The organism is Kitasatospora sp. NPDC094016 (assembly GCF_040304045.1).
In the GTDB taxonomy this organism is placed as follows: domain Bacteria; phylum Actinomycetota; class Actinomycetes; order Streptomycetales; family Streptomycetaceae; genus Kitasatospora.
The window spans coordinates 22232-44424 of the sequence record NZ_JBEOUK010000053.1 but is presented as its reverse complement, the minus strand read 5'-3'; the positions used below and the strand labels follow the sequence as shown (position 1 = coordinate 44424).

The following is a 22193-nucleotide window of genomic DNA, read 5'->3' as shown; positions in this document are numbered from 1 at the left end:
TCTGCGCTACTTCTCCTCCGGCTCCCAGGCGCGGAGCAGGTCGAGCAGCCCTGCGTCTCCGTCAACGTGCAAGGTGTCGGCCTGGATCCGGTCGTACAGGTAGAGGACCAGCTCACTGGCCGTGCCGTGGACGGAGGCGCCGGCCGCGTCCGAGTCCTCGCCGGTCGCGGCGGTGGGCGCGGAGACGCGGGTGGTGCGTGCGCCGTCGCCGTCGACGGTGAGGCGCCAGGAGCGGCCCTCGGCGGCGTGGAAGTCGAAGGCCGTGGGCTTGTGCGGCCAGGCACTCGGCGTTGCGCAGACGGTGAACAGGAACTCCTCCACACCGTCGAGTGCCAGCTCGACCGGCAGCTGCTGCGGGGCGCCCCCGGCGAGCTGGGCGTCGTAGGTGTGCACCGCGGTCTCCTGGACCCGGTGCCGGGCGACACCGCCGGCGGTCCGCGGTGACTGCGACGCGGGCCACCACGTCCAGCAACCGCTCTCCGGTCCCGCCGCGCTCAGGGCGCCCAGCAGAAGCTGCGTCGACGCGTCCAGCCAGGCCAGCAGGGCCTCACGCTCCTGCGGCACTTCCAGCGCGGCGCGCGCGGCGACGGCCTCGGCCGGGGGCGCGTCGGCGGGCTCCGCGCCGACGATGGCGGCCCAGAAGCGGTCTCCCCCGCCCAGGTGCTTCACCAGATCGAACAGCGTCCACCCGGGGCAGGTCGGCACCTGCGCGTCGAGACCGGGCGCGGCGGCGACCGCGGCGCGGAAGGCGGTCGACCGTTCATCGATCAGTCGCAACAGGTCGGGGAATTCAAGATTCTTTTCCACGCCGGATGTCTACCACCGTGCTCCGGTGGTCGGACAGCGATTTTCACAGTCGCCGCCGGTCGGCCATTGCGGACGTCCTCGCCTCGCACCGCTCGGGTGACAAGCTGCGCACTGCTGCGAGGACGCTGGTTGTGGCGGTACGTCAGGCGTCGTGCCTGTGGGTGCTCTGGCCCGCCGTGCGGCCGGGCCCCTCGGCGACGTGACCTCCGCCCGGTGCGCGCGGTCATGCTGCCGCTCGATGTGATGGACGCGGAGGTCACGACGGCGGGGGAGGACCGGCCGGGTCGGGAGTTCGGGTGGCTCCCGTTCGACCAGCACTCCTCAAGTTCGGGACAGAACAACAGCCGCTTGGGCGTGGTGGTCGAACTCGCCGGCTTTGGCGGCCTGGAGGAAGGCGGCGAAGTGGGCGGGGGTGGTGGGGATGATGAGGTGGCCCTGGTCGGACTCGCGGAGTTCGACCGTCCCGTTGGCCGTTCGGACCTCCACGCAGTCGCCACCGGATCCGCTGAAGGACGACTTCTGCCACTCGATGTTGGTCATCTGGGGTCCCGTTGGTTGTTTGGCACAGGAAGTCGGGCTGGCCGACTTCCTGCGCTGTGGGGTGTCTAGGCGTGGTGGTCGAACTCGCCGGCTTGGGCGGCCTGGAGGAAGGCGGCGAAGTGGGCGGGGGTGGTGGGGATGATGAGGTGACCCTGGTCGGACTCGCGGAGTTCGACCAGCCCGTCGACCGTTCGGACTTCGACGCACTCATTGCTTGAGGCGCTGAAGCTGGATTTTTGCCATGTCGACTCAGGCATACGTTTGTTCCAGTTCCTTCTTGATGGATCGGATGAAGCTTCGAGACCCATCTTCGGGGAGAGCCGTGGAGGCCAGGCGGGCGAAGATCGCCCGGTACCGGGCAAGGTCCGCAGGAGAGTCGAAGAACAGGGCTCCTTGGGAGACGTCCAGCTGAATGGTGTCGAGCTCGGGGACCGACCCTTCTGCGAATGTGAGGTTCTCACCGGCTCCGGGAAAGGTGTCGACTGCGAAGGGAACTACGCGAACGGAGATACCGGGCTGCTGGGAATCTTCGAGCAGAGCGTCAAGCTGGTCCACGAGCACCTTCGGCCCGCCGAACTGCATCCGCAGTGCAGCCTCGTGGATGAACGCTCGGAACGGCGCTCGGCCGGATCGGATGACCTGCTGCCTCTGGACGCGGAACGCCGTTCGGATGTCGACATCCTTGCGAGGCAGTGGTGGATAGATTCGCTTGAACACAGCGGAGGCGTAGGTGGCGGTCTGGAGTAGCCCCGGAATGTAGGTGGTCGTGCACATGGAGAGCTTTTCGGCGTACCCCTCGATCTCGGCTACCTCAAGGAAGTCCGACGTGAGGACTTCGCCGTACTCCTCCCACCAGCCCTTTCCCCTCTCCGCGATTATGGCGGCGAGCGCATCGATCAAGGGCCGGTTTGCGCAGTTACATGCGGCGGCGATGGTGTGAAGACGTTCGACGCTGATGCCGATCCGGCCTGACTCCATCTGCGTCACTTGGGCAGGGCTCATGCCGACGACGCGGCCGAGTTGTGAGCCGCCAAACCCGGCTTGCTCGCGCATTCTCCGCAGCTCGGTTCCGAGTCGGCGTTGACGGAGCGTTGGGTTCGAGCGTGGCGGCATGGCTTCCTTCCTGGCGTGCAGTGTGGCCAAGTCTGCCGCGCTCGTCGAGCGCTGGTCCACCAGTTACCACCATAGGGGGAACTTCCCGGGAGCGTAGAAATTTGGATACTCATCTGCGCTATGTTCGGTGTCGTGGCGATCCGACGGATCGTCAATAAAGCCCACTCGTAGGGCTCTCGGCGGCATGCCCGCCGGTTCTTCCCTCACCATCACGCCTCGGGAGAACTCCCATGCGTCACCTCAACACGCCCTCCCTCGCCATCTCCCGCCAGTCGCTCCGCGACGCGATGGGTCGTTGCGGGTACCCGACCTCGGTCACCGACGACGCCGAACTCGCGCTCGTGGAACTGCTCGTGAACGCCTGGCGGCACGGCGGCACCCCCGCGCCGCTCGTCCTCATCCTCGCCGTCGGCCTCACGCTCCGGGTGTCCGTCAGCGACGAGAGCCCGATCCTCCCGCAAAAGCAGGAGCCGGCGCCCCTCGCCCAGTCCGGCCGGGGCCTCCAGCTCATCGAAGGCCTCACCCACCGCTGGGGCGTGGACCCCCAGGAACGCGGCAAAATGGTGTGGTTCGAGCTGGACGCCGCCTGATGTCCTACCCCCTCCCGCGCCGTCGCCCCATGATGCCGACCGACCCCCGGATCCGGCTCTACACCGACGACCACATCCGTACGCTGCTCGCCGAAGTCGACGAGCGCGGCCGCAAGTTCGGCCTCATCTGGCCCTCCGCCACCACGGACAAGACCATCGACGGCCGCATCCTCGTCCGCTTCAACGCGGCCCCCGCCTCCACCCTCCTGAACCTCCTCTCCCTCCTCCTCGCCGCCGAGCGAGGCGACGACTCGTGCGTTTCCTGATCGCCACCGCTTTCGCGGTCCTCCTCGCCCTGGCGATCGCCACCGTCGTCCTGGGCGTCATCACCGCCCTCCGCGCGACCCCGCCCGACGAGGACACCTAACCCCCACCCCCCACCCCCCAGCCCCCGCCGCTCAGCCGTCGGGGGCTGAGGGACGATGGAGCACGTGGCACAGCGGAGATACGAGTACGCCCCGGCAGGCACCCTGCCCGGGCTGTTGCAGCGCGGCCGGGGCCTGGGCGCGCAGATGGCGGCGGAGGATCCGGCCTCGGCCGCCGAGCTGGTCTACGGCTGCATCCGCTGGGACTGGCGCTGGGACCGGCAGGTGGACGACCGGCACCTCTACCTGGCGCGGCTCGTCCGGGACCTGGAACTGCCGGTCGGACCGGTCGTCGAACTGCTGTCCGGGGACGAGGACACCTGCCTGCGGGCCACCGGAGTCCTGGAGCTGCTGGCGCTCGCCGGCTCCGCCGAGGCCCGGGAAGCACTCCGTGCCCACGTCCGCGAGGACGAGCACCTGGTGGCCGGGCAGGACGTACGCCGGCGGCGTGGCCCCCACGGCTCGACGGACCCGGCTCCCGAGCGGCACAGCGCGAGCCCGCACGCCCTGCCGCCGGAGCACGGCGGCGGCGCGAGTGATCTCGATCTGCCCACGGCGACGGGCGAGCTGGAACGGCAGTGGACGTCCCAGGAGTGGTGCGGCCCGATGCACACCGCCCGGGGCCTGGCCCGGTTCGGCCCCGACGCCGCCGGGGCCGCGTCGCTGCTGCGCCGCTTCTGGCTGTGGACGCCGCACTCCTCCGAGCGCCTCGCCTACCTGGAGGCACTGGCCGCCGTCGCCCCCGCCGGGCTGGCCGAGGTGTACACCGAGTGCCTGTGGGACTGCGAGGCCGACGCCCGCCTGCTGGCCGTCGCGCACGCCCCCGACCGCCCCCACGTCCGGGAACGCCTCGCCCACCTGCGGGACGACCCGATGGAGGTGCCGGAGGTCCGCGAGGCCGCCGGGACGCGACTCGCCGGGCTGAGCTCGGGAGGCGCCGAGCGGGAGGAGGGCGCCTGCGAAGGGGAGCTAGAGTAGACGCGTGAACGCGTGAGTGATGGTCCGGACCCCGTGAGGTGGTTCGGGCCACATCTGTTTCCAGGCACCCTGTGTGACCTGCGCGTTCGCCGGCCCACCAGACCCGCACCCGCCTCCGGAGGCCCCGCCTTGAGCGATCAGCCGTTCGCGCATCTGCACGTCCACACCGAGTACTCGATGCTGGACGGTGCCGCCCGGCTGAAGCAGATGTTCAAGGAGGTCGAGCGGCTGGGCCAGACCCACGTCGCGATGACCGACCACGGGAACATGTACGGCGCCGCCGAGTTCCACAAGCAGGCGACCGCCGCCGGGATCACCCCGGTGATCGGCATCGAGGCGTACGTCGCGCCGGAGTCCCGCTCCAACACCAAGCGCATCCTGTGGGGCCAGCCGCACCAGAAGCGGGACGACGTCTCCGCCTCCGGCGCCTACACCCACAAGACCATCTGGGCCCGTAACAAGGAGGGCCTGCACAACCTCTTCAAGCTGACCTCGCGCTCCTACGCCGAGGGCTGGCTGGTGAAGTGGCCCCGGATGGACAAGGAGCTGATCTCCGACCTGTCCGGCGGCCTGATGGCCACCACCGGCTGCCCGTCCGGCGAGGTGCAGACCCGGCTGCGGCTGGGCCAGTTCGACGAGGCGGTGAAGTCGGCCGCCGACTACCAGGACATCTTCGGCAAGGAGAACTACTTCCTGGAGCTGATGGACCACGGCCTCGACATCGAGAAGCGGGTCCGCGACGGGCTGCTGGAGATCAGCAAGAAGCTGAACATCCCCCCGGTCGTCACCAACGACTCGCACTACACCACCGAGGCCGACGCCGGGGCGCACGACCTGCTGCTCTGCGTGCAGACCGGCAAGAACCTCTCCGACCCGGACCGCTTCCGCTTCGACGGCACCGGCTACTACATCAAGTCGGCCGCCGAGATGTACGCCCTGGACTCCTCGGACGCCTGGCAGGAGGGCTGCCGCAACAGCCAGCTCCTCGTCGCCTCCCGGGTCGACACCGAGGGCATGTTCAAGTTCAAGAACCTCATGCCGCGCTTCCCGATCCCGGAGGGCTTCGAGTCCGAGGCGGACTTCTTCAAGTCCCAGGTGTGGAAGGGCATGGACTGGCGCTTCCCGGGCGGGTACGACGAGGAGCACAAGAAGCTCGCCGAGTACGAGATGGACACCATCATCCAGATGGGGTTCCCGGCGTACTTCCTCGTGGTCGCCGACTTCATCATGTGGGCCAAGGAGCAGGGCATCGCGGTGGGCCCCGGCCGTGGTTCGGCGGCGGGCTCGCTGGTCGCGTACGCGATGGGCATCACCGACCTCGACCCCATCCCGCACGGGCTGATCTTCGAGCGCTTCCTCAACCCCGAGCGCATCTCGATGCCCGATGTCGACATCGACTTCGACGAGCGCCGGCGCGGTGACGTGATCCGGTACGTGACCGAGAAGTGGGGATCCGACAAGGTCGCCATGATCGTCACGTACGGCACCATCAAGGCGAAGGCCGCCATCAAGGACTCCTCGCGCGTCCTCGGCTACCCGTACGCGATGGGCGACCGGATCACCAAGGCGATGCCGCCGGACGTGATGGGCAAGGGCATCCCACTGTCCGGCATCACGGACAACAGCCACCCGCGCTACAGCGAGGCCGGCGAGATCCGGGGGCTGTACGAGACCGACCCGGACGTGAAGAAGGTCATCGACACCGCGCGCGGCATCGAGGGCCTGATCCGCCAGCCCGGCGTGCACGCGGCCGGCGTCATCATGTCCGCCGAGCCGCTGACCGACCACATCCCGGTCTGGACCCGGCACACCGACGGCGTCACCATCACGCAGTTCGACTATCCCACCTGCGAGGGCCTCGGCCTTCTCAAGATGGACTTCCTCGGCCTGCGCAACCTGACGATCATGGACGACGCCGTCAAGGCGATCGAGAAGAACAAGGGCATCAAGATCAACCTGCTTGATCTGCCCCTGGACGACAAGCCGACCTACGAACTGCTGGCGCGCGGCGACACGCTCGGCGTCTTCCAGCTCGACGGCGGCCCCATGCGCTCGCTGCTGCGGCTGATGAAGCCCGACAACTTCGAAGACATCTCCGCCGTCCTCGCGCTGTACCGACCGGGCCCGATGGGCGTCAACTCGCACACCAACTACGCGCTGCGCAAGAACGGCCAGCAGGACATCACCCCGATCCACCCGGAGCTGGAGAAGCCCCTGGAGGAGATCCTCAAGCCGACGTACGGCCTGATCGTCTACCAGGAGCAGGTGCAGAAGGCCGCCCAGATCCTCGCCGGCTACTCGCTCGGCCAGGCCGACCTGCTGCGCCGGGCCATGGGCAAGAAGAAGAAGGAGATCCTGGAGGCCGAGTTCGTGCCCTTCCAGAAGGGCTGCCGGGACCACGGCTACTCGGACGCGGCGATCCAGGCGGTGTGGGACGTCCTGGTCCCCTTCTCCGGCTACGCGTTCAACAAGGCGCACACCGCCGGTTACGGGCTGGTCTCGTACTGGACGGCCTACCTCAAGGCGAACTACCCGGCCGAGTACATGTCCGGCCTGCTGACGTCCGTCAAGGACGACAAGGACAAGTCGGCGATCTACCTCAACGAGTGCCGCAAGATGGGCATCCAGGTGCTGCCGCCGGACGTCAACGAGTCGGACTCGGACTTCACCCCGCACGGTGACACGCTCGTCCGGTTCGGCCTCACCGCGATCCGCAACGTCGGCGGCCCCGTCGTCGACTCGATGATCCGCACCCGCAAGTCGAAGGGGAAGTTCAGCTCCTTCCCGGACTTCCTCGACAAGGTGGAGTCGGTGGTCTGCAACAAGCGGACCGTCGAATCGCTGATCAAGGCGGGCTCCTTCGACTCGCTCGGGCACACCCGCAAGGGCCTCAGCGCGCAGTTCGAGCCGATGATCGACAACGTCGTCGGGGTCAAGCGCAAGGAGGCCGAGGGCCAGTTCGACCTGTTCGGCGGGGACGCCGTCTCCGACGAGCCCAGCTTCGGCCTCGACGTCGTCTTCTCCGAGGAGGAGTGGGAGAAGTCCTTCCTGCTCACCCAGGAGCGCGAGATGCTCGGCCTGTACGTCTCCTCGCACCCGCTGCACGGCATCGAGCACGTGCTCGCCGACAAGGCGGACTGCGCGGTGGCCGACCTCGCCGAACGGCCCGACGGCACCATCGTCACCATCGGCGGCATCATCTCGGGCCTCCAGCGCAAGATGACCAAGCAGGGCAACGCCTGGGCGATCGCGACCGTCGAGGACCTCGCGGGCTCGATCGACTGCATGTTCTTCCCCGCCAGCTACCAGCTGGTCTCGGCCCAACTCGTCGAGGACGCCGTGGTGTTCGTGCGCGGCAAGCTGGACAAGCGGGAGGACGTGCCGCGGCTGATGGGGATGGAGCTGTCCGTCCCGGACCTGTCGAACGCGCACGCCGAGGCGCCGATCATCATCAACATCCCGAGCGTGAAGATCACCCCGCCGCTGATCGCCCGGCTCGGCGAGGTGCTGGGCAGCCACCGGGGCACCACGGAGGTCCGGGTGCGGCTGGAGGGCCGCAACAAGACGACCGTGCTGCGGCTGGACCGGCACCGGGTGAAGTCGGACCCGGCGCTGTTCGGGGACCTCAAGCAGCTGCTCGGGCCGAGCTGCCTGGCGGGCTGAGCCGGTGACCGATCCCCCGGGGTGCGCCCCGGGGGATCAGCCGTGCCCGCCCAGGCCCGGGGGATCAGCCGTGCCCGCCCAGGCCCGGGGGATCAGCCGTGCCCGCCCAGGCCCGGGGGGACGGCCGTGTGCAGGGCGGAGACGAAGGCCGAGATGGCCGGGTGGGAGCCGGCGCCCGCGCGGAAGGCGGCCCGGGTGCGGCGGTACATCGGCAGCCGGGTGAGGACCACGCCGGGCGGCGGCTGCGCGGCGCCCAGCTGCGGGACCAGGGCCACGCCCTGGCCGGCCGCCACCAGGGCCAGGACGGTCGCGAAGTCGTCGATCTGGTGCCGGATCCGGGGCGCGAACCCGGCGGACTCGCAGGCCCGGACGGCCATGCTGTGGCAGAGCGTGCCCGGCGGGGCCATGATCCACGGCGCGCCGCGCTGCTCGGCGACGGTGCCCGGGGCGCGGGCCGCCAGGTACATCGGCTCGGTGAACACCGGACGGGTCACCGCCAGGCCCGGCTCCGGATCGGCCGGGACCAGGTCGTACTCGTGGACCAGGGCGACGTCCAGCTCGCCCGCGCGCAGCGCCGCCGCGACGCCCGCCGGATCCACCTCCGTCACCATCGGCTCCAGGCCCGGATGCCACGCGGCCAGCTCGCCCAGCACCGCCGGGATGATCGCGCGGGCCGCCGACGGATAGGTGCCGATCCGCAACGGGCCGGCCAGGCCCCGCCGGGCGTGGGCGAGTTCGGCGCCCGCCTGCTCCAGCAGGGCGAGCACCGCCTCGGCGTGCCGGACGAGGTTGCGCCCGGCCGGGGTGAGCGCGACCCGCCGCCCGGTGCGCTCCAGCAGCGGGACGCCCGCCTCCTTCTCCAGGACGGACAGTTGCTGGGACACCGCCGAAGGGCTGAAGGAGAGCGCCTCGGCGACGGCGGCGATGGTGCCGAGGTGGGCGAGTTCGCGCAGCAGGCGCAGGCGTCGGACGTCGAGCATCGGCTCAGCTTACGAGAAGCATCACGAATGTGAACTGGACCTGGGTGATCGGCGGGCCGCAGGATCGTGGCCATGGAACTCACCGGCATCCACGTCCCCCTGATCACGCCCTTCGCCGCGGACGGCACGGTCGCGCTGGACGCCCTCGCCGTGCTCGCCGCCGAGCTGCTGGAGGCCGGCGCGGCCGGGCTGGTCGCCCTCGGGACCACCGGCGAGCCCGCCGCGCTGAGCGAGGACGAGCGGTGGGCCGTGGTCGAGACCGCCGCGGCCGCCTGCGCCGGCCGCGGGGCCCTCCTGACCGTCGGCGCGCACGGCGGCGACACCCGCTCCACCGCCGAGTCGCTGGCCGCGCTCGGCAAGCGGGTGCCGCAGGCCGCGGCCGCGCTGGTCACCGTCCCGGCGTTCCTGCGGCCGGGCGAGGCCGGGACGGTCGCGCACTTCCGGGCGCTCGCCGCGAGCAGCCCGCTGCCGCTGGTCGCCTACCACATCCCGTACCGCACCGGGCAGCAGCTGTCCGCCGCCGCGCTGCTCGAACTCGCCGCGCTGGACGGCGTGGTGGGCGTCAAGTACGCGACCGGGGGAGTGGACCAGACGGCGGTGGAACTGCTCGCCGCCGCCCCCGCCGACTTCGCGGTGCTGACCGGGGAGGACGCCTTCCTGTCGCCGCTGCTGGCGCTCGGCGCGGCCGGCGGCATCCTGGCCTCGGCCCATCTGGCCACCGCCCGGTTCGTCGAGCTGACGCAGGCCTGGCAGGCCGGGGACGCCGCCCGGGCCCGGGCGCTCGGGCACCGGCTCACCGGGCTGGCGCTGGCCGCCTTCGCCGCACCGAACCCGACGGTGATCAAGGGCGTGCTGCACGCCCAGGGCCGGATCCCCACCCCGGACGTCCGGCTGCCGCTGCTGCCGGCCGGCGGGGCGGAGGTCGAGGCGGCGCTGAAGCTGGTGAGTGGTCTGGACCACTAGTCGCTCTCACACCGTGGAACACCAGGCCGCCGCACCCTCGTGACAAGGCATGATGGGCAGAGTGCGGCTGTAGACAGCACCATCCAGAGGAGTAGTCGGAATGAAGATCGGCATTGTCGGGGCCACCGGCCAGGTCGGCACCGTGGTCCGCGAGATCCTGGCGGAGCGCGCCGGCCGTGAAGGCGGACTGGGCCCCGTCGAGCAGCTGCGGCTGTTCGCCTCGGCCCGCTCGGCCGGACGCACCCTGCCGTGGCAGGGCACCGAGGTCACCGTCGAGGACGCGGCCACGGCCGACTACACGGGCCTGGACATCGTGATCTTCTCGGCCGGCGGCTCCACCTCCAAGGCCCTCGCCCCCAAGGCCGCCGCGGCCGGCGCCGTCGTCATCGACAACTCCTCCGCCTGGCGCCGCGACCCCGACGTCCCGCTCGTCGTCTCCGAGGTCAACCCCGGTGCCATCGCCGACCGGCCCAAGGGCATCATCGCCAACCCGAACTGCACCACCATGGCCGCCATGCCCGTGCTGCGCCCGCTGCACGAGGAGGCCGGCCTCGCCGCGCTCGTCGTCTCCACCTACCAGGCCGTCTCCGGCAGCGGCGTGGCCGGCGTGGCCGAACTCCAGGACCAGGCCGCCAAGGTCGTCGACGGCGCCGCCGCGCTCGCCCACGACGGCTCCGCCGTCGAGTTCCCCGAGCCCAAGGTCTACCAGCGCCCGATCGCCTTCAACGTGGTGCCGCTGGCCGGCTCCATCGTCGAGGACGGCTCCAACGAGACCGACGAGGAGCAGAAGCTCCGCCACGAGAGCCGCAAGATCCTCGGCATCCCGGACCTCAAGGTCGCCGGCACCTGCGTGCGCGTCCCGGTCTTCTCCGGCCACTCGCTCCAGATCAACGCCCGCTTCGAGCGCCCGATCAGCCCCGAGCGCGCCGCCGAACTGCTCGCCGCCGCCCCCGGCGTCGAGCTGTCCGACATCCCCACCCCGCTCCAGGCCGCCGGCCGGGACCCGAGCTACGTCGGCCGCATCCGGGCCGACGAGACCGTCGAGCACGGCCTGTCGCTGTTCGTGTCCAACGACAACCTGCGCAAGGGCGCCGCGCTCAACGCCGTCCAGCTGGCCGAGCTGGTCGCCGCCGAGCTCAAGGGCTGACACCCGGCCCCGCCGGGCCGCAGGCGCTCGCACGCAGGGCGTGCGCCCGCTCGCACCACCCGGCGTGACCAAGGGCGGGCCCCGTCGTTGAACGGGGCCCGCCTTTGCGTTCCGTTGGGCTTGCCGTTGCGGTACCGCGACATCCGTCGAGGTTCGGCGCGCGAACCAGGGGGAAAAGGTGACCCAACGATCGGGCGGCCACGGGGGCCCCTCACCCCACCACGCCCGGACGACGGGCGGATCCGCGCCCACCCGGCCCGACCCCCCACACGAGGGCGAGTGGAAAGAGGTGCGCGATGGACCGCTGTGTCGTCCTGGTGGATGCCGGATACCTGCTGGGCGCCGCCGCCAGCCTGCTCGCCGGTGACCCATCCCGTTCCAGAGTCACCGTCGACCACACCGCGCTGATCACCGCGCTGCGCGAACGCGCCGAAGCCGAGACCGGACTGCCGCTGCTGCGCATCTACTGGTTCGACGCCGCCCCCGACCGGCGCCCGATGCCCGAACACCGCCGGCTGCGCGTCCTGCCCCGCGTCACCGTGCGGCTCGGCGCCCTCACCCGCGCCGAAGGGCGCTGGGTGCAGAAGGGCGTGGACGCCGCCATGCACGCCGAACTCTCCGAGCTCGCCCGCAACCGGGCCTGCGCCGACGTCGTCCTGATCACCGGCGACGGCGACCTGCTGCCCGGCATGATGACCGCCAAGGAACACGGCGTGGCCGTCCACCTGTGGGCGCTCCAGGCCGCCGACGGCGACTTCAACCAGTCCGAGGACCTGGTCGGCGAGGCCGACGAGCGAAGAGTGCTCGACCGCGAGTGGATCGAGGGCTCCTTCAGCCTCCGGGACAACGCCAACGTCTTCCCGGCGCCCGGCGCCCGCCAGGAGATCGCCAAGATCCTCGCCGCCCCGCCCGTCGGCCCGCCCGTGGTGGCACCCGCCGCGGCGCCGGTCGTGGCGCCCCCGGTCGTCCGGCCGGCCGCCGTCGCCCCGGCCGCCGTGCCCGCCGCCGTCGGGGCCTCCGCCCTCGGCGCCGTCCCGGGCGCTGTCCCAGGGGCGGTTCCAGCGGCGGGGCGGCCCCAGCCGGCCGCCGCGCTCAAGGTCGTCCCCACCCCCAAGGACCTCGCCGGGCGCACCCCCGCCGTCACCCCGGCGGTCAACGGCCACGGCGGCACCGGACTCGCGAACGGCCACGGCGGCAACGGGCTCGTCAACGGGCACGGCGCCAACGGACATGGCGCCAACGGGCTCCTGAACGGGCAGGCGAACGGGCAGGCGAACGGGCACGGCACCAACGGACAGGCCGTCGGCTCGACGGGCGCCGCCGGACAGGCCGGCCCCGTCCTGCGCTGGTCCTCCGACCGCGGCTGGGTCGACCGCCCCGCCCCCGAACCCGCCGTCACCGCCGGCGACACCCTCCCCACCCTCGCCCACCTCACCACCGCCGAACAGCGCTGGGCCGACCGCGAGGAGGACATCACCTCCATCGGCGGCGACGCCCACGAAGTCGGCCAGGTCTTCGCCCGCCGCTGGAGCGACCGGCTGGGCGACGTTGAACGGCTCACCGTGCTCTGGCCCGACTACCCCCGCATCCCGCACCGGGTCGACGGCGAACTCCTCCGCTACGCCGCCCGCTTCGGACTGCTCGCGCACAAGGACGACCAGATCGACGAACACGACCGCTACGCCATCCGGGCCGGATTCTGGAAGGAACTGGCGGTGCGGGTGCCCGGCGGATCGATGGTGGTCGTGGACGACTGACGGGCGAACGGGCCGGGTCGGACCCGGCGTACCGCGCGCCGGTTTTCGGTGATCAGGCCCCCTTGTCCGGTTCGCCCGTGCGAACGCGTAAAGTCTTCGGTCGTGACCGAGTCGGCAGGGCGAGTACCCCAGAACACCCCGCCGTGCGTCGCCGTGCGCGACCTCGTCAGGACCTACCGCACCGGGCGCGGAGCCGCCGCGGGCGAGATCCGGGCCAACGACGGGATCAGCCTCACCGTCCGCCAGGGCGAGATCTTCGGGCTGCTCGGACCCAACGGAGCCGGCAAGTCCACCCTCGTCCGCCAGCTCACCGGCCTGCTGCGCCCGGACTCCGGATCCGTCGAACTCCTCGGCCACGACATCGTCCGCCACCCCGAACGGGCCGCCCGGCTGCTCGGCTACCTCGGCCAGGAATCCAGCGCCCTCGACGAACTGACCGTCGCGCTCGCCGCCGAGACCACCGGACGGCTGCGCGGCCTCACCCGGGCCCGGGCCCGCGCCGAAGCCGCCGACGTCCTCACCGAACTCGGGCTCGAACCCCTCGCCCAGCGGCCGCTCGCCAAGCTCTCCGGCGGCCAGCGCCGACTCGCCTGCGTCGCCGCCGCCCTCGTCGGGGAACGGCCGCTGCTCGTCCTCGACGAACCCACCACCGGCATGGACCCCGTCGCCCGGCGGGCCGTCTGGACCGCCGTCGACCGGCGCCGCACCGAACGCGGCGCCACCGTCCTGCTCGTCACCCACAACGTCATCGAGGCCGAGACCGTGCTCGACCGGGTCGCCGTCATCGACGAGGGGCGGGTCATCGCCTGCGACACCCCCGGCGGGCTCAAGGCCCTCGTCGACGGCGACGTCCGGCTCGACCTGGTCTGGCGGGACGAGGCGCCGCTCGCCGTCCCCGCCGTCGCCGCACTCGCCGAACGGGCCGAACGCACCGGCCGCCGCTGGACCGTCCGCACCACCCCCGAACAGGCCCGCGAACTGGTCGCCGCCGTCACCACCGGCCCGGCCTTCGCCGCCCTCGACGACTTCACCCTCGCCACCCCGAGCCTTGAGGACGCCTACCTCAAGCTCGGGGGCCGCCACGGAGGACTGGCCAAGTGACGCTGCTCTCGGTGCCGCCGCAGGCCACCGCCCCCGCGACCGGCGGCACCCCCGCCCCGCTCGCCCCCGCGGCCCGGCTGCTGCCCGCCCTCGCCGCCGTCTACCGGGCGCAGCTCGCCCGGGCCCGGGTGGCGCGGATCCCGCTGCTGTTCGTCGCCACCTTCCAGTCCGTCGGCATCCTCGTGATGATGCGGGGCGTGGTGGACGCCGGGCAGACCTCGGCCGCGCGGTCCGTGGTCGCCGGGTCCAGCGTCCTGGTGGTGGCGTTCGTCGCCCTCAACCTGCTCGCCCAGTACTTCGGGAAGCTGCGGGCCACCGGCGGACTCGACCACTACGCGACGCTGCCCGTACCCGCCGCCTCCGTGGTGCTCGGGGCGGCCGCCGCCTACGCCTCGTTCACGCTGCCCGGGACGGTCCTCACCGCGGCCTTCGGCGCCGTGATGTTCGGGCTGCCGCTCGGGCAGCTGTGGGTGCTGCTGGCCGTCGTCCCGCTCGCCGGAGCCGCCCTGTCCGGGCTCGGGGCCGCCTGCGGGCTGCTCGCGCCCCGCCAGGAGATCGCCACCATGCTCGGGCAGCTCGGCATGTCGGCGGCGCTGCTGCTCGGCGTGCTGCCCGTCGACCACCTCCCGCAGCCCGTCCTGTGGCTGCGCGACCTGCTGCCCTCCACGTACGGCGTCGAGGCCTTCGCCCGGACCTTCGAACCCGACCCGGACTGGGCGCTGATCGCGGGCGACCTCGCCGTCTGCGCGGGCGTCGGCGTGGTGTCGCTGGCGATCGCCACCTGGGCCTACCGGCGGGCCGTCTCCCGGTAGGGGGCGTCCTGACGTGCCGGCTCCGGGAGGCACGGGGTTCGGGTTCCGGGAGGCACGGGGTTCGGGTTCCGGGAGGCACGGGCGACGGCTCGTCCCGGCCGCGATCGTGAAACGATGGGGTCCGTGACCGTACCGAACACGCCTCCGGACCCCACCCGCGCCGACGCGGACGCGGTGCCGGACATCACCCCCGATCCGTACGCGCCGCCGCCCGCCCCCGCCGCCGGGACCCCGCCGCCGGCCGGCCTCGCGGTCGCCCAGTCGCCGGGCCCCACGCTCAAGGAGCGGCTGCTGCCCGAGCTGCGGCTCGGCGCGGGCACGGTACTGGCCTGCATCGCGGTCGGACTGGTGATGGCGGGGCTGTGGGTCTGGCTCGCGCCCAAGGTGCCGCTGGTCGTCGACGGCGACCGCATCCTCTACGCCGACCCCGAAGGCGAACAGCGGGCGGGGGCCGACGCGGTCTTCGCCCTGATCGCGCTCGGCGCCGGCCTGCTGACCGCGCTCGGGGCCTTCCTGGCCACCCGGCAGCGCGGCGGCGGCATCGCGGTCGCGCTCGGACTGATGGTCGGCGGACTGCTCGGCTCGCTCGGCGCCTGGCGGCTCGGGCGCTGGCTCGGCCCCAGCAACGACCTGATCGCCGAAGCCCGGCGGGTCGGCAACGGTGGGCACTTCGACGCGAGCATCGACCTCGGCGCGCTGGGGGCGCTGCTGGTGTGGCCGATGGCGGCGATGGTGGTGCTGCTGGCGCTGTCGGCGGCGTTCGGCAAGCGCGAGGAGGACCCGCCGCCGTACTGGGCCGGGCCGTACGGGGCGGCTGCGCCGCAGGCCCCTGCGGAGGGCGCTGTGCGGCCGGAGGACGCCGTGCGGGCGGACGGGGGTGCTCGGGCGGACGGCGTCGCGTGGCCGAACGACGGTGCTCGGGCGGACGGCGTCGCGCGGCCGAACGACGGTGCTCGGGCGGACGGCGTCGCGCGGCCGAACGACGGTGCGAGGCCGGAGGACGCCGCGCGGCCGGGGGAGCGCGGGCAGGGCTGACCGCCCAGGCCCGGGCCCACCCGCGGGTGGGCCCGTCGGCCGGGGTCAGCGGGCGATCGGTGCGGTGCGGGCGCCGGTCAGGGTGACCAGGTCGGCCGGGGCGAGTTCGACCTCCAGGCCGCGGCGCCCGCCGGAGACGTAGACGGTGGGGTGGGTGAGCGCGCTCGCGTCGACCACGGTCCGCAGCGGGCGGCGCTGGCCGAGCGGGGAGATGCCGCCGAGGACGTAGCCGCTGCTTCGCTCGGCGGCCGCCGGGTCGGCCATGGCGGCGCGCTTGCCGCCGACGGCGGCGGCGAGGGCCTTGAGGTCGAGCTGCCCGGCGACCGGGACCACGCCGACGGTGAGCACGCCGTCCACGTCGGCGACCAGGGTCTTGAAGACCCGCTCGGCGGCGACGCCCAGGACCTCGGCGGCCTCGCCGCCGTAGGAGGCGGCGGCCGGGTCGTGCTCGTAGGCGTGCACGGTGAACGGGACGGCGGCGGTCTCCAGGGCGACGGTGGCGGGGGTGCCCTGCCCGCCCTTCTTCGGCTTCTTCGCCATGTGCGGCTCCTTCTTCGCCGTGCGGGTCTTCCGGATCCTCGCCGTGCGGGTTTTCCGGATTAGTTGGGGCTGAACGACTGGCGGGTGAGGTCGACGGCGGGCAGCGACGGCAGCCAGCTGAGTACGGAGCTCTCGCGGCGCAGCAGGTCGAGTTCGGTGCGCAGCCGCTCGGCGGTGTCGGGGCAGGCCAGCAGCTGCTGCTTGACCGGGGTCTCGAACACCGAGGCGGCGGCGACCAGGTAGGAGAGCACCTGCGGGTCGTCCGGGAGCTCCTGGCGCCCGACGGTGCTGGCCTCGCGGGCCCCGGCGAGGCGCTTCTGGTAGACCCGGAACGCCCGCTCGACCTCGGCGGCGAGGGCGCCGGAGCCCTCGCCGGGCTGTTCCTCGACGAGTTCGGCCTCGCCGGTCAGGTACGGGCCGGAGACGTCCGCCGAGCGGAGCCGGAACCGCGTGGTGCCGGTGACCAGCAGCTCGTAGCGGCCGTCGGGCTGCTCCTGGACGGAGGCGACGTCGGCGACGCAGCCGATGTGGAACATCGCCTCCAGCGGGTCCCCGGTAGCGGTGCCGAGGCCGTCGAGCGGCCCGGCCGGGCCCTCGTCGGGGCGGACCGGGGAGACCTCGCGGCCGTCCTTGATGGCGAGCACGCCGAAGCGGCGCGGTGTGTCGGCCGGTAGTTGGAGCAGGTCGGCGACGAGACGGCGGTAACGCTCCTCGAAGACGTTCAGGGGCAGCACGAGGCCCGGGTAGAGCACGTTGTTCAGCGGGAAGAGCGGCAGCCGTTCTGTCACGGCGGACAGCGTAGTTCCCCGCGCGGTCGCGGCGCGTCGGGGTTGTGCCCGAGGGCGGGCCCCAGGGCGGTCCTCGGGGCGGCCCTCGGGGTGGTCAGCCCCGTTGCAGCATGCGGGTGGCGCCGGCCACGACGGTGGTGGCGAGCAGCCAGCCGACGATCACCAGCCCGGCGGAGACGTACTGGCTGAGGCCCCCGGGGTTCCAGCCCTGCTGGCCGAGCTCGACGACCGGGACGAGCTGGCTGAACGTGTACAGCACCGGGTTCCAGTGCGGGTGCTCGTCGGCCTTCAGCGGCTCCAGCGGGTGGGTGGCGAACCACACGCTGCCCAGGGCCCAGGCGAGCAGCAGCCACAGGCCGGCCCGGCCGGGGCGGTAGCCGTAGCCGACGGTGGCGTCCTGGACCCGGCCCCAGATCCGGGCGGGCAGCGGGAGGGTCCGGTGGCGGCGGCGCTGCTTGGCGTACAGCACCTCGCGGGCGTCGTCGTCGGCGCCGTCGCGGCGCAGGGCGGCGGCGAGCTGCTCGTAGGACTCGGGCTGGAAGTCCACCGAGGAGCCCTCCAGCCAGGCGATCCGCTGCTGGACGCTGAAGGGCCCGACCGGGCGCAGCACCTCGTAGACGAAGCCGGTCAGGCCCAGGTGGCGGCCGCGCGGCCAGGCGTCCGGGCTGTCGACGAGGTTGCCGACCCGGGCGCGGGAGAGCGAGACGGTGCCGGTGGGGCGGACCCGGCAGGTGAACCGCAGCTCGGGGGTGTGGATGCGGCGCAGCGAGAGCTCGTCGTCGCCCTCCAGGTGGAACTCGCCGGAGATCAGGCAGGCGCTCTCGAAGCGGGCGTCGGAGAGCCGGACCCGGCCGAAGGCGCGGAACGGGGTGCTGGGGGCGCCGGGCGGCGGGTTCTGGCCGTAGCCGGAGCCGTAGTAGCTGCGGGAGCCGAACCAGCCGCCGTCGGCGGAGCTGGTCAGGTAGAGGGTGTGGCCGACGGTGAGCCGGACGGCGTTGAGACAGGTGCGGTTCTGCGGGACGGCGCGCAGCTGGGCGCCGCGCAGCGACAGCCGCCCGCCTATCCGGGCCGTACGGAGGCTCAACTCGCCCTCCACGTCCACGCGTTCGGCCTCGAAGTCCTGGTGGACGGCCAGGCCGTCGGCGGACAGCGCGCGGCCGTAGCGGTCGCCGCCCAGGACGGTCTGGTTGAGCAGCAGGTCGGTGCCGACCTTGGCGTCGGTGAGCCGTACGCCCTCGGGTATCCGGCAGCGGGCCAGGTGGAGGTCGCCGGTGGTGGTGAGCCGGGAGGCCTCCAGGCGGGGGATCAGGCAGGTGACGAAGCGCAGCGTCGAGGCCGAGGCCTCCGAGATGAGGATCTTGCGCTCGAAACGGCACTCGCGGAGCTCGACGTAGTGGCCGATGGCGCCGCCGGCCAGGTTGAGCGCGCCGGTGACCAGCACGCCGTTGAGCCGCAGCGAGGCGACCCGCCCGGTGGTGGCGGCCGGGCCGGCCAGCAGCAGATGGGCGAGGACCCGGGCCCGGACGGTGCGCCCGGGGCCCCAGACGGCGTCCCCGAAGGGGTCGTCGGTGGGGGCGTCGCCACTGCGCCGGTCGAAGACGTTGCCGCGACGGAAGGCCTCCCAGAGCTCACGCTCCGTGTCGGTCCAGCCCTCCGGGGCGTGCTCCAGCATGGTTTTCCCCGTCCCCCCGGTCGTCTCGCCTTTCGTATCACGGACTGAAATGCGGGACCAGGGGTTCCGGCCACTCCTTACACTGGGTGGCGTGATCTCTCGAATCGACCTCCGCGGCTCGCTGGACGACCCGCGTGACCTGCTGCCCCGTGCCGAGTTCGACGTGGCGGCCGCCCTGGAGAAGGTGCGGCCGATCGCCGAGGACGTACGCCATCGCGGGGTCGCGGCCGTGATCGAGATCACCGAGCGCTTCGACGGCGTCCGGCTGGAGTCGACCCGCGTCCCGGCCGAGCAGCTGACCGAGGCCCTGGAGACGCTGGACCCGAAGGTGCGGGCCGCGCTGGAGGAGTCGATCCGCCGGGCCCGCGCCGTGCACGCCGACCAGCGCCGCACCGAGCACACCACCCGGGTGGTGCCGGGCGGCACCGTCACCCAGCGCTGGGTGCCCGTGGAGCGCGTCGGCCTGTACGTACCGGGCGGGCTGGCGGTCTACCCGTCCTCCGTGGTGATGAACGTGGTGCCGGCCCAGGAGGCGGGCGTCCAGGGCATCGCGGTGACCTCGCCGCCGCAGAAGGAGTTCGACGGCCGCGTCCACCCGACCATCCTGGCGGCCTGCGCGCTGCTCGGCGTGGACGAGGTGTACTCCGTCGGGGGCGCCCAGGCCGTGGCGATGTTCGCGCTGGGCACCGAGGAGTGCGCGCCGGTCACCATGGTCACCGGCCCCGGCAACATCTACGTGGCCGCCGCCAAGCGCTTCTTCGCCGGCCGGATCGGCATCGACTCGGAGGCCGGCCCGACCGAGATCGCCGTCCTCGCCGACGACAGCGCGCTGCCCTCCGACGTGGCCGCCGACCTGATCAGCCAGGCCGAGCACGGACCGACCTCCGGCTCGGTGCTCGTCACCGACTCGCCGGCGCTGGCCGACGCGGTCGAGGCGGAACTCGCCGTCCAGGTCGCCAGGACCAAGCACAGCGAGCGGGTCGCCGAGGCGCTGGGCGGCCGGCAGTCCGGGATCATCCTGGTCGACGACCTGGAGCAGGGCCTCGCCGTGGTCAACGCCTACGCGGCCGAGCACCTGGAGATCCAGACCCGGGACCCGCACGCGGCGGCCGCCAAGGTCGTCAACGCGGGCGCCGTCTTCATCGGCCGCTGGACGCCGGTCTCGCTGGGCGACTACGCGGCCGGCTCCAACCACGTGCTGCCCACCGGCGGCTGCGCCTGCCACTCCTCCGGCCTGTCCGTGCAGACCTTCCTGCGCGGCGTCCAGGTCGTCGAGTACGACCGGGACGCGCTCGCGGACGTCGCCGCGCACGTGGTCAACCTCGCCAACGCGGAGGACCTGCCCGGGCACGGCGACGCGATCAAGGCGCGCTTCGACTGGACGGTGCCGGGATCGTGACTGCTGTGAATCCTGTGACTCCTGCTACTTCTGAGGCTGGTGCGACTCCGGTGGCTGGTGCGACTCGGGTGACCCGGATCGACGACCTCCCCATCCGCGACGAGCTGCGCGGCCAGTCCCCGTACGGCGCGCCGCAGCTGGACGTGCCCGTCCAGCTGAACACCAACGAGAACCCGTACCCGCTCCCCGAGGAGCTGGTCGCCCGGATCGCCGAGCGCGTCGCCGAGGCCGCCCGCAACCTCAACCGCTACCCCGACCGGGACGCCGTCGAACTGCGCGAAGGCCTCGCCGCGTACCTCGGCCGGACCACCGGCTTCGCCGTCACCCGGCAGCAGGTCTGGGCCGCCAACGGCTCCAACGAGGTGCTCCAGCAGCTGCTGCAGACCTTCGGCGGCCCCGGCCGCAGCGCGCTCGGCTTCGAGCCCTCCTACTCGATGCACGCGCTGATCTCCCGGGGCACCGGCACCGAGTGGATCTCCGGCCCGCGGCGCGACGACTTCACCATCGACCTGGACGCCGCCCTCGGCGCGATCGCCGAGCACCGGCCGAACGTGGTCTTCATCTGCTCGCCGAACAACCCGACCGGCACCGCCGTCGCCGCCGACACCGTGCTGCGGCTCTACGAGGCCGCGCAGGCCGCCGGGCCCAGCCTGGTCGTCGTCGACGAGGCCTACGTCGAGTTCTCGCACCGGGCCTCGCTGCTGCCGCTCATCGAGGGCCGCCCCAACCTGGTGGTCTCCCGCACCATGTCCAAGGCCTTCGGCGCGGCCGGACTGCGCCTGGGCTACCTGGCCGCCGACCCGGCCGTGGTGGACGCGGTGCAGCTGGTCCGCCTGCCGTACCACCTGTCGTCCGTCACCCAGGCCACCGCGCTGGCCTGCCTGGAGCACACCGACACCCTGCTCGGGTACGTCGGCCGGCTCAAGGAGGAGCGCGACCGGCTGGTCGACGCGCTGCGCGGGCTCGGCCTGGAGGTCACCGACTCGGACGCCAACTTCGTCCAGTTCGGCCGCTTCGCCGACACCCACGCCGTCTGGCAGGCCATCCTCGACCAGGGCGTCCTGGTCCGTGACAACGGCGTCCCCGGGTGGCTGCGCGTCACCGCCGGCACGCCCGCAGAGAACGACGCCTTCCTGGACGCCGTTCGAACCGTGATCAAGGAGCTGTAACCCGTATGTCCCGCATCGGACGCGTCGAACGCACCACCAAGGAGACCGCGGTCCTGGTCGAGATCGACCTCGACGGCACCGGGAAGACCGACATCTCCACGGGCGTCGGGTTCTACGACCACATGCTCGACCAGCTCGGCCGCCACGGTCTCTTCGACCTCACCGTCAAGACCGACGGCGACCTGCACATCGACACCCACCACACCATCGAGGACACCGCGCTCGCGCTCGGCGCCGCCTTCAAGCAGGCGCTCGGCGACAAGGTCGGCATCTACCGCTTCGGCAACTGCACGGTGCCGCTGGACGAGTCGCTCGCCCAGGTCACCGTCGACCTCTCCGGCCGGCCGTACCTGGTGCACACCGAGCCCGAGCGCATGGCGCCGATGATCGGCTCGTACGACACCACGATGACCCGGCACATCCTGGAGTCCTTCGTGGCCCAGGCACAGATCGCCCTGCACGTCCACGTGCCGTACGGGCGCAACGCCCACCACATCGTGGAATGCCAGTTCAAGGCGCTCGCCCGAGCCCTGCGCTACGCCGCCGAGCGCGACCCGCGCGCGGCCGGAATCCTCCCCTCGACCAAGGGTGCACTGTGAGCAAGGCGGCCCTCGCCCTCATCTTCGTCGGCCTCTTCCTGGCCGGCGGCGTGATCTCGTTCTGGAAGCAGAAGCTGCCCAAGGGCGTCATCCTGGTGCTCGCGTTCGGCTCGGTCATGTGCCTGGCCTCCGGCATCATGCGTCTGTAGACCCGCAGCAGAGAGACTGGACACCT

General features: G+C 72.4%; 22 protein-coding genes. 14 read left to right on the top strand and 8 right to left on the bottom strand.

Translation table 11 applies throughout. The features are described 5' to 3' along the window. Positions 1-6: 6 nt before the first annotated feature. The 4 genes from ABT015_RS33020 to ABT015_RS33005 all read right to left on the bottom strand — a co-directional run bounded on the left by ABT015_RS33020 (position 7) and on the right by ABT015_RS33005 (position 2520). Complete coding sequence (locus ABT015_RS33020; RefSeq protein ID WP_350885778.1) at positions 7-807, bottom strand: maleylpyruvate isomerase family mycothiol-dependent enzyme; 801 nt, start codon at positions 805-807, stop codon at positions 7-9. Positions 808-1128: 321 nt separating this feature from the next. Beyond that, a complete protein-coding gene (locus tag ABT015_RS33015; RefSeq protein ID WP_350885776.1) occupies positions 1129-1347 on the bottom strand; it encodes a DUF397 domain-containing protein in 219 nt (72 codons plus the stop codon). A 65-nt stretch (positions 1348-1412) separates the two neighbouring features. Then, positions 1413-1604 (bottom strand): DUF397 domain-containing protein, encoded by a 192-nt coding sequence (locus tag ABT015_RS33010; protein WP_350885774.1) that lies wholly within the window; start codon positions 1602-1604, stop codon positions 1413-1415. After that, positions 1597-2520: a helix-turn-helix domain-containing protein gene (locus ABT015_RS33005; protein WP_350885772.1), complete on the bottom strand. Its 924-nt coding sequence runs from the start codon at positions 2518-2520 to the stop codon at positions 1597-1599. Before ABT015_RS33005 ends, ABT015_RS33010 begins: the two co-directional genes overlap by 8 nt. 170 nt (positions 2521-2690) lie before the next feature. Between ABT015_RS33005 and ABT015_RS33000 the strand changes: the two genes are divergently transcribed. The 4 genes from ABT015_RS33000 to dnaE all read left to right on the top strand — a co-directional run bounded on the left by ABT015_RS33000 (position 2691) and on the right by dnaE (position 8056). Beyond that, the gene (locus tag ABT015_RS33000; protein ID WP_350885770.1) at positions 2691-3050 is read left to right on the top strand and encodes an ATP-binding protein; all 360 of its coding nucleotides are present in this window, start codon (positions 2691-2693) and stop codon (positions 3048-3050) included. Beyond that, on the top strand, positions 3050-3316 hold the full coding sequence (locus tag ABT015_RS32995; RefSeq protein WP_350885768.1) for a hypothetical protein: 267 nt from the start codon (positions 3050-3052) through the stop codon (positions 3314-3316). The genes ABT015_RS33000 and ABT015_RS32995 overlap by 1 nt, the downstream gene beginning before the upstream one ends. A gap of 165 nt (positions 3317-3481) precedes the next feature. Further along, a complete protein-coding gene (locus ABT015_RS32990; RefSeq protein WP_350885766.1) occupies positions 3482-4393 on the top strand; it encodes a hypothetical protein in 912 nt (303 codons plus the stop codon). 129 nt (positions 4394-4522) lie between these two features. Further along, positions 4523-8056 carry a DNA polymerase III subunit alpha gene (gene dnaE, locus ABT015_RS32985; protein WP_350885764.1) on the top strand — a complete coding sequence of 1178 codons (3534 nt, stop codon included), beginning with the start codon at positions 4523-4525 and terminating at the stop codon, positions 8054-8056. Positions 8057-8148: 92 nt separating this feature from the next. Here dnaE and ABT015_RS32980 read toward each other — a convergent pair whose 3' ends face one another. Further along, positions 8149-9036 (bottom strand): LysR family transcriptional regulator, encoded by an 888-nt coding sequence (locus ABT015_RS32980; RefSeq protein WP_350885762.1) that lies wholly within the window; start codon positions 9034-9036, stop codon positions 8149-8151. 72 nt (positions 9037-9108) lie between these two features. Between ABT015_RS32980 and ABT015_RS32975 the strand changes: the two genes are divergently transcribed. The 6 genes from ABT015_RS32975 (at position 9109) to ABT015_RS32950 (ending at position 15851) form a co-directional block, all read left to right on the top strand. After that, a complete protein-coding gene (locus tag ABT015_RS32975; RefSeq protein WP_350885760.1) occupies positions 9109-9999 on the top strand; it encodes a dihydrodipicolinate synthase family protein in 891 nt (296 codons plus the stop codon). A gap of 100 nt (positions 10000-10099) precedes the next feature. Continuing rightward, positions 10100-11146: an aspartate-semialdehyde dehydrogenase gene (locus tag ABT015_RS32970; protein WP_350885758.1), complete on the top strand. Its 1047-nt coding sequence runs from the start codon at positions 10100-10102 to the stop codon at positions 11144-11146. Between the two features lie 296 nt (positions 11147-11442). Further along, positions 11443-12903, top strand: coding sequence for an NYN domain-containing protein (locus ABT015_RS32965; RefSeq protein WP_350885756.1), 1461 nt, complete (start codon positions 11443-11445; stop codon positions 12901-12903). A gap of 102 nt (positions 12904-13005) precedes the next feature. Next, positions 13006-14004 carry an ABC transporter ATP-binding protein gene (locus ABT015_RS32960; protein ID WP_350885754.1) on the top strand — a complete coding sequence of 333 codons (999 nt, stop codon included), beginning with the start codon at positions 13006-13008 and terminating at the stop codon, positions 14002-14004. Further along, positions 14001-14816 (top strand): ABC transporter permease, encoded by an 816-nt coding sequence (locus tag ABT015_RS32955; protein WP_063347189.1) that lies wholly within the window; start codon positions 14001-14003, stop codon positions 14814-14816. Before ABT015_RS32960 ends, ABT015_RS32955 begins: the two co-directional genes overlap by 4 nt. Before the next feature lie 123 nt (positions 14817-14939). Further along, complete coding sequence (locus ABT015_RS32950; protein WP_350885752.1) at positions 14940-15851, top strand: hypothetical protein; 912 nt, start codon at positions 14940-14942, stop codon at positions 15849-15851. 45 nt (positions 15852-15896) lie between these two features. Here ABT015_RS32950 and ybaK read toward each other — a convergent pair whose 3' ends face one another. The 3 genes from ybaK to ABT015_RS32935 all read right to left on the bottom strand — a co-directional run bounded on the left by ybaK (position 15897) and on the right by ABT015_RS32935 (position 18851). Beyond that, positions 15897-16391: a Cys-tRNA(Pro) deacylase gene (ybaK, locus tag ABT015_RS32945; RefSeq protein WP_063347187.1), complete on the bottom strand. Its 495-nt coding sequence runs from the start codon at positions 16389-16391 to the stop codon at positions 15897-15899. A gap of 59 nt (positions 16392-16450) precedes the next feature. Continuing rightward, entirely contained in the window at positions 16451-17179 is a 729-nt protein-coding gene (locus tag ABT015_RS32940; protein WP_350885750.1) for an LON peptidase substrate-binding domain-containing protein, read from the bottom strand. Between the two features lie 94 nt (positions 17180-17273). Further along, positions 17274-18851, bottom strand: a complete 1578-nt coding sequence (locus ABT015_RS32935) for an oxidoreductase (protein WP_350885748.1) — start codon at positions 18849-18851, stop codon at positions 17274-17276. Between the two features lie 91 nt (positions 18852-18942). Here ABT015_RS32935 and hisD point away from each other — a divergent pair, with 91 nt between their 5' ends. The 4 genes from hisD to ABT015_RS32915 all read left to right on the top strand — a co-directional run bounded on the left by hisD (position 18943) and on the right by ABT015_RS32915 (position 22167). Continuing rightward, positions 18943-20250, top strand: coding sequence for a histidinol dehydrogenase (gene hisD, locus ABT015_RS32930; RefSeq protein WP_350885746.1), 1308 nt, complete (start codon positions 18943-18945; stop codon positions 20248-20250). Between the two features lie 68 nt (positions 20251-20318). Next, positions 20319-21419: a histidinol-phosphate transaminase gene (locus ABT015_RS32925; protein WP_350885744.1), complete on the top strand. Its 1101-nt coding sequence runs from the start codon at positions 20319-20321 to the stop codon at positions 21417-21419. Between the two features lie 5 nt (positions 21420-21424). After that, positions 21425-22018, top strand: coding sequence for an imidazoleglycerol-phosphate dehydratase HisB (gene hisB / locus ABT015_RS32920; RefSeq protein WP_350885742.1), 594 nt, complete (start codon positions 21425-21427; stop codon positions 22016-22018). Next, a complete protein-coding gene (locus tag ABT015_RS32915) occupies positions 22015-22167 on the top strand; it encodes a CG2302 family histidine operon protein (RefSeq protein ID WP_350885740.1) in 153 nt (50 codons plus the stop codon). The genes hisB and ABT015_RS32915 overlap by 4 nt, the downstream gene beginning before the upstream one ends. Positions 22168-22193 lie beyond the last annotated feature (26 nt).

What these genes read in the sequence shown, in the direction of transcription:
- ABT015_RS33015 (WP_350885776.1), bottom strand. Translation starts at nt 1,347, where the DNA reads ATGACCAACATCGAGTGGCAGAAGTCGTCCTTCAGCGGATCCGGTGGC.
- ABT015_RS33010 (WP_350885774.1), bottom strand. Translation starts at nt 1,604, where the DNA reads ATGCCTGAGTCGACATGGCAAAAATCCAGCTTCAGCGCCTCAAGCAAT.
- ABT015_RS33000 (WP_350885770.1), top strand. Translation starts at nt 2,691, where the DNA reads ATGCGTCACCTCAACACGCCCTCCCTCGCCATCTCCCGCCAGTCGCTC.
- ABT015_RS32995 (WP_350885768.1), top strand. Translation starts at nt 3,050, where the DNA reads ATGTCCTACCCCCTCCCGCGCCGTCGCCCCATGATGCCGACCGACCCC.
- ABT015_RS32980 (WP_350885762.1), bottom strand. Translation starts at nt 9,036, where the DNA reads ATGCTCGACGTCCGACGCCTGCGCCTGCTGCGCGAACTCGCCCACCTC.
- ABT015_RS32975 (WP_350885760.1), top strand. Translation starts at nt 9,109, where the DNA reads ATGGAACTCACCGGCATCCACGTCCCCCTGATCACGCCCTTCGCCGCG.
- ABT015_RS32970 (WP_350885758.1), top strand. Translation starts at nt 10,100, where the DNA reads ATGAAGATCGGCATTGTCGGGGCCACCGGCCAGGTCGGCACCGTGGTC.
- ABT015_RS32965 (WP_350885756.1), top strand. Translation starts at nt 11,443, where the DNA reads ATGGACCGCTGTGTCGTCCTGGTGGATGCCGGATACCTGCTGGGCGCC.
- ybaK (WP_063347187.1), bottom strand. Translation starts at nt 16,391, where the DNA reads ATGGCGAAGAAGCCGAAGAAGGGCGGGCAGGGCACCCCCGCCACCGTC.
- ABT015_RS32935 (WP_350885748.1), bottom strand. Translation starts at nt 18,851, where the DNA reads ATGCTGGAGCACGCCCCGGAGGGCTGGACCGACACGGAGCGTGAGCTC.
- hisB (WP_350885742.1), top strand. Translation starts at nt 21,425, where the DNA reads ATGTCCCGCATCGGACGCGTCGAACGCACCACCAAGGAGACCGCGGTC.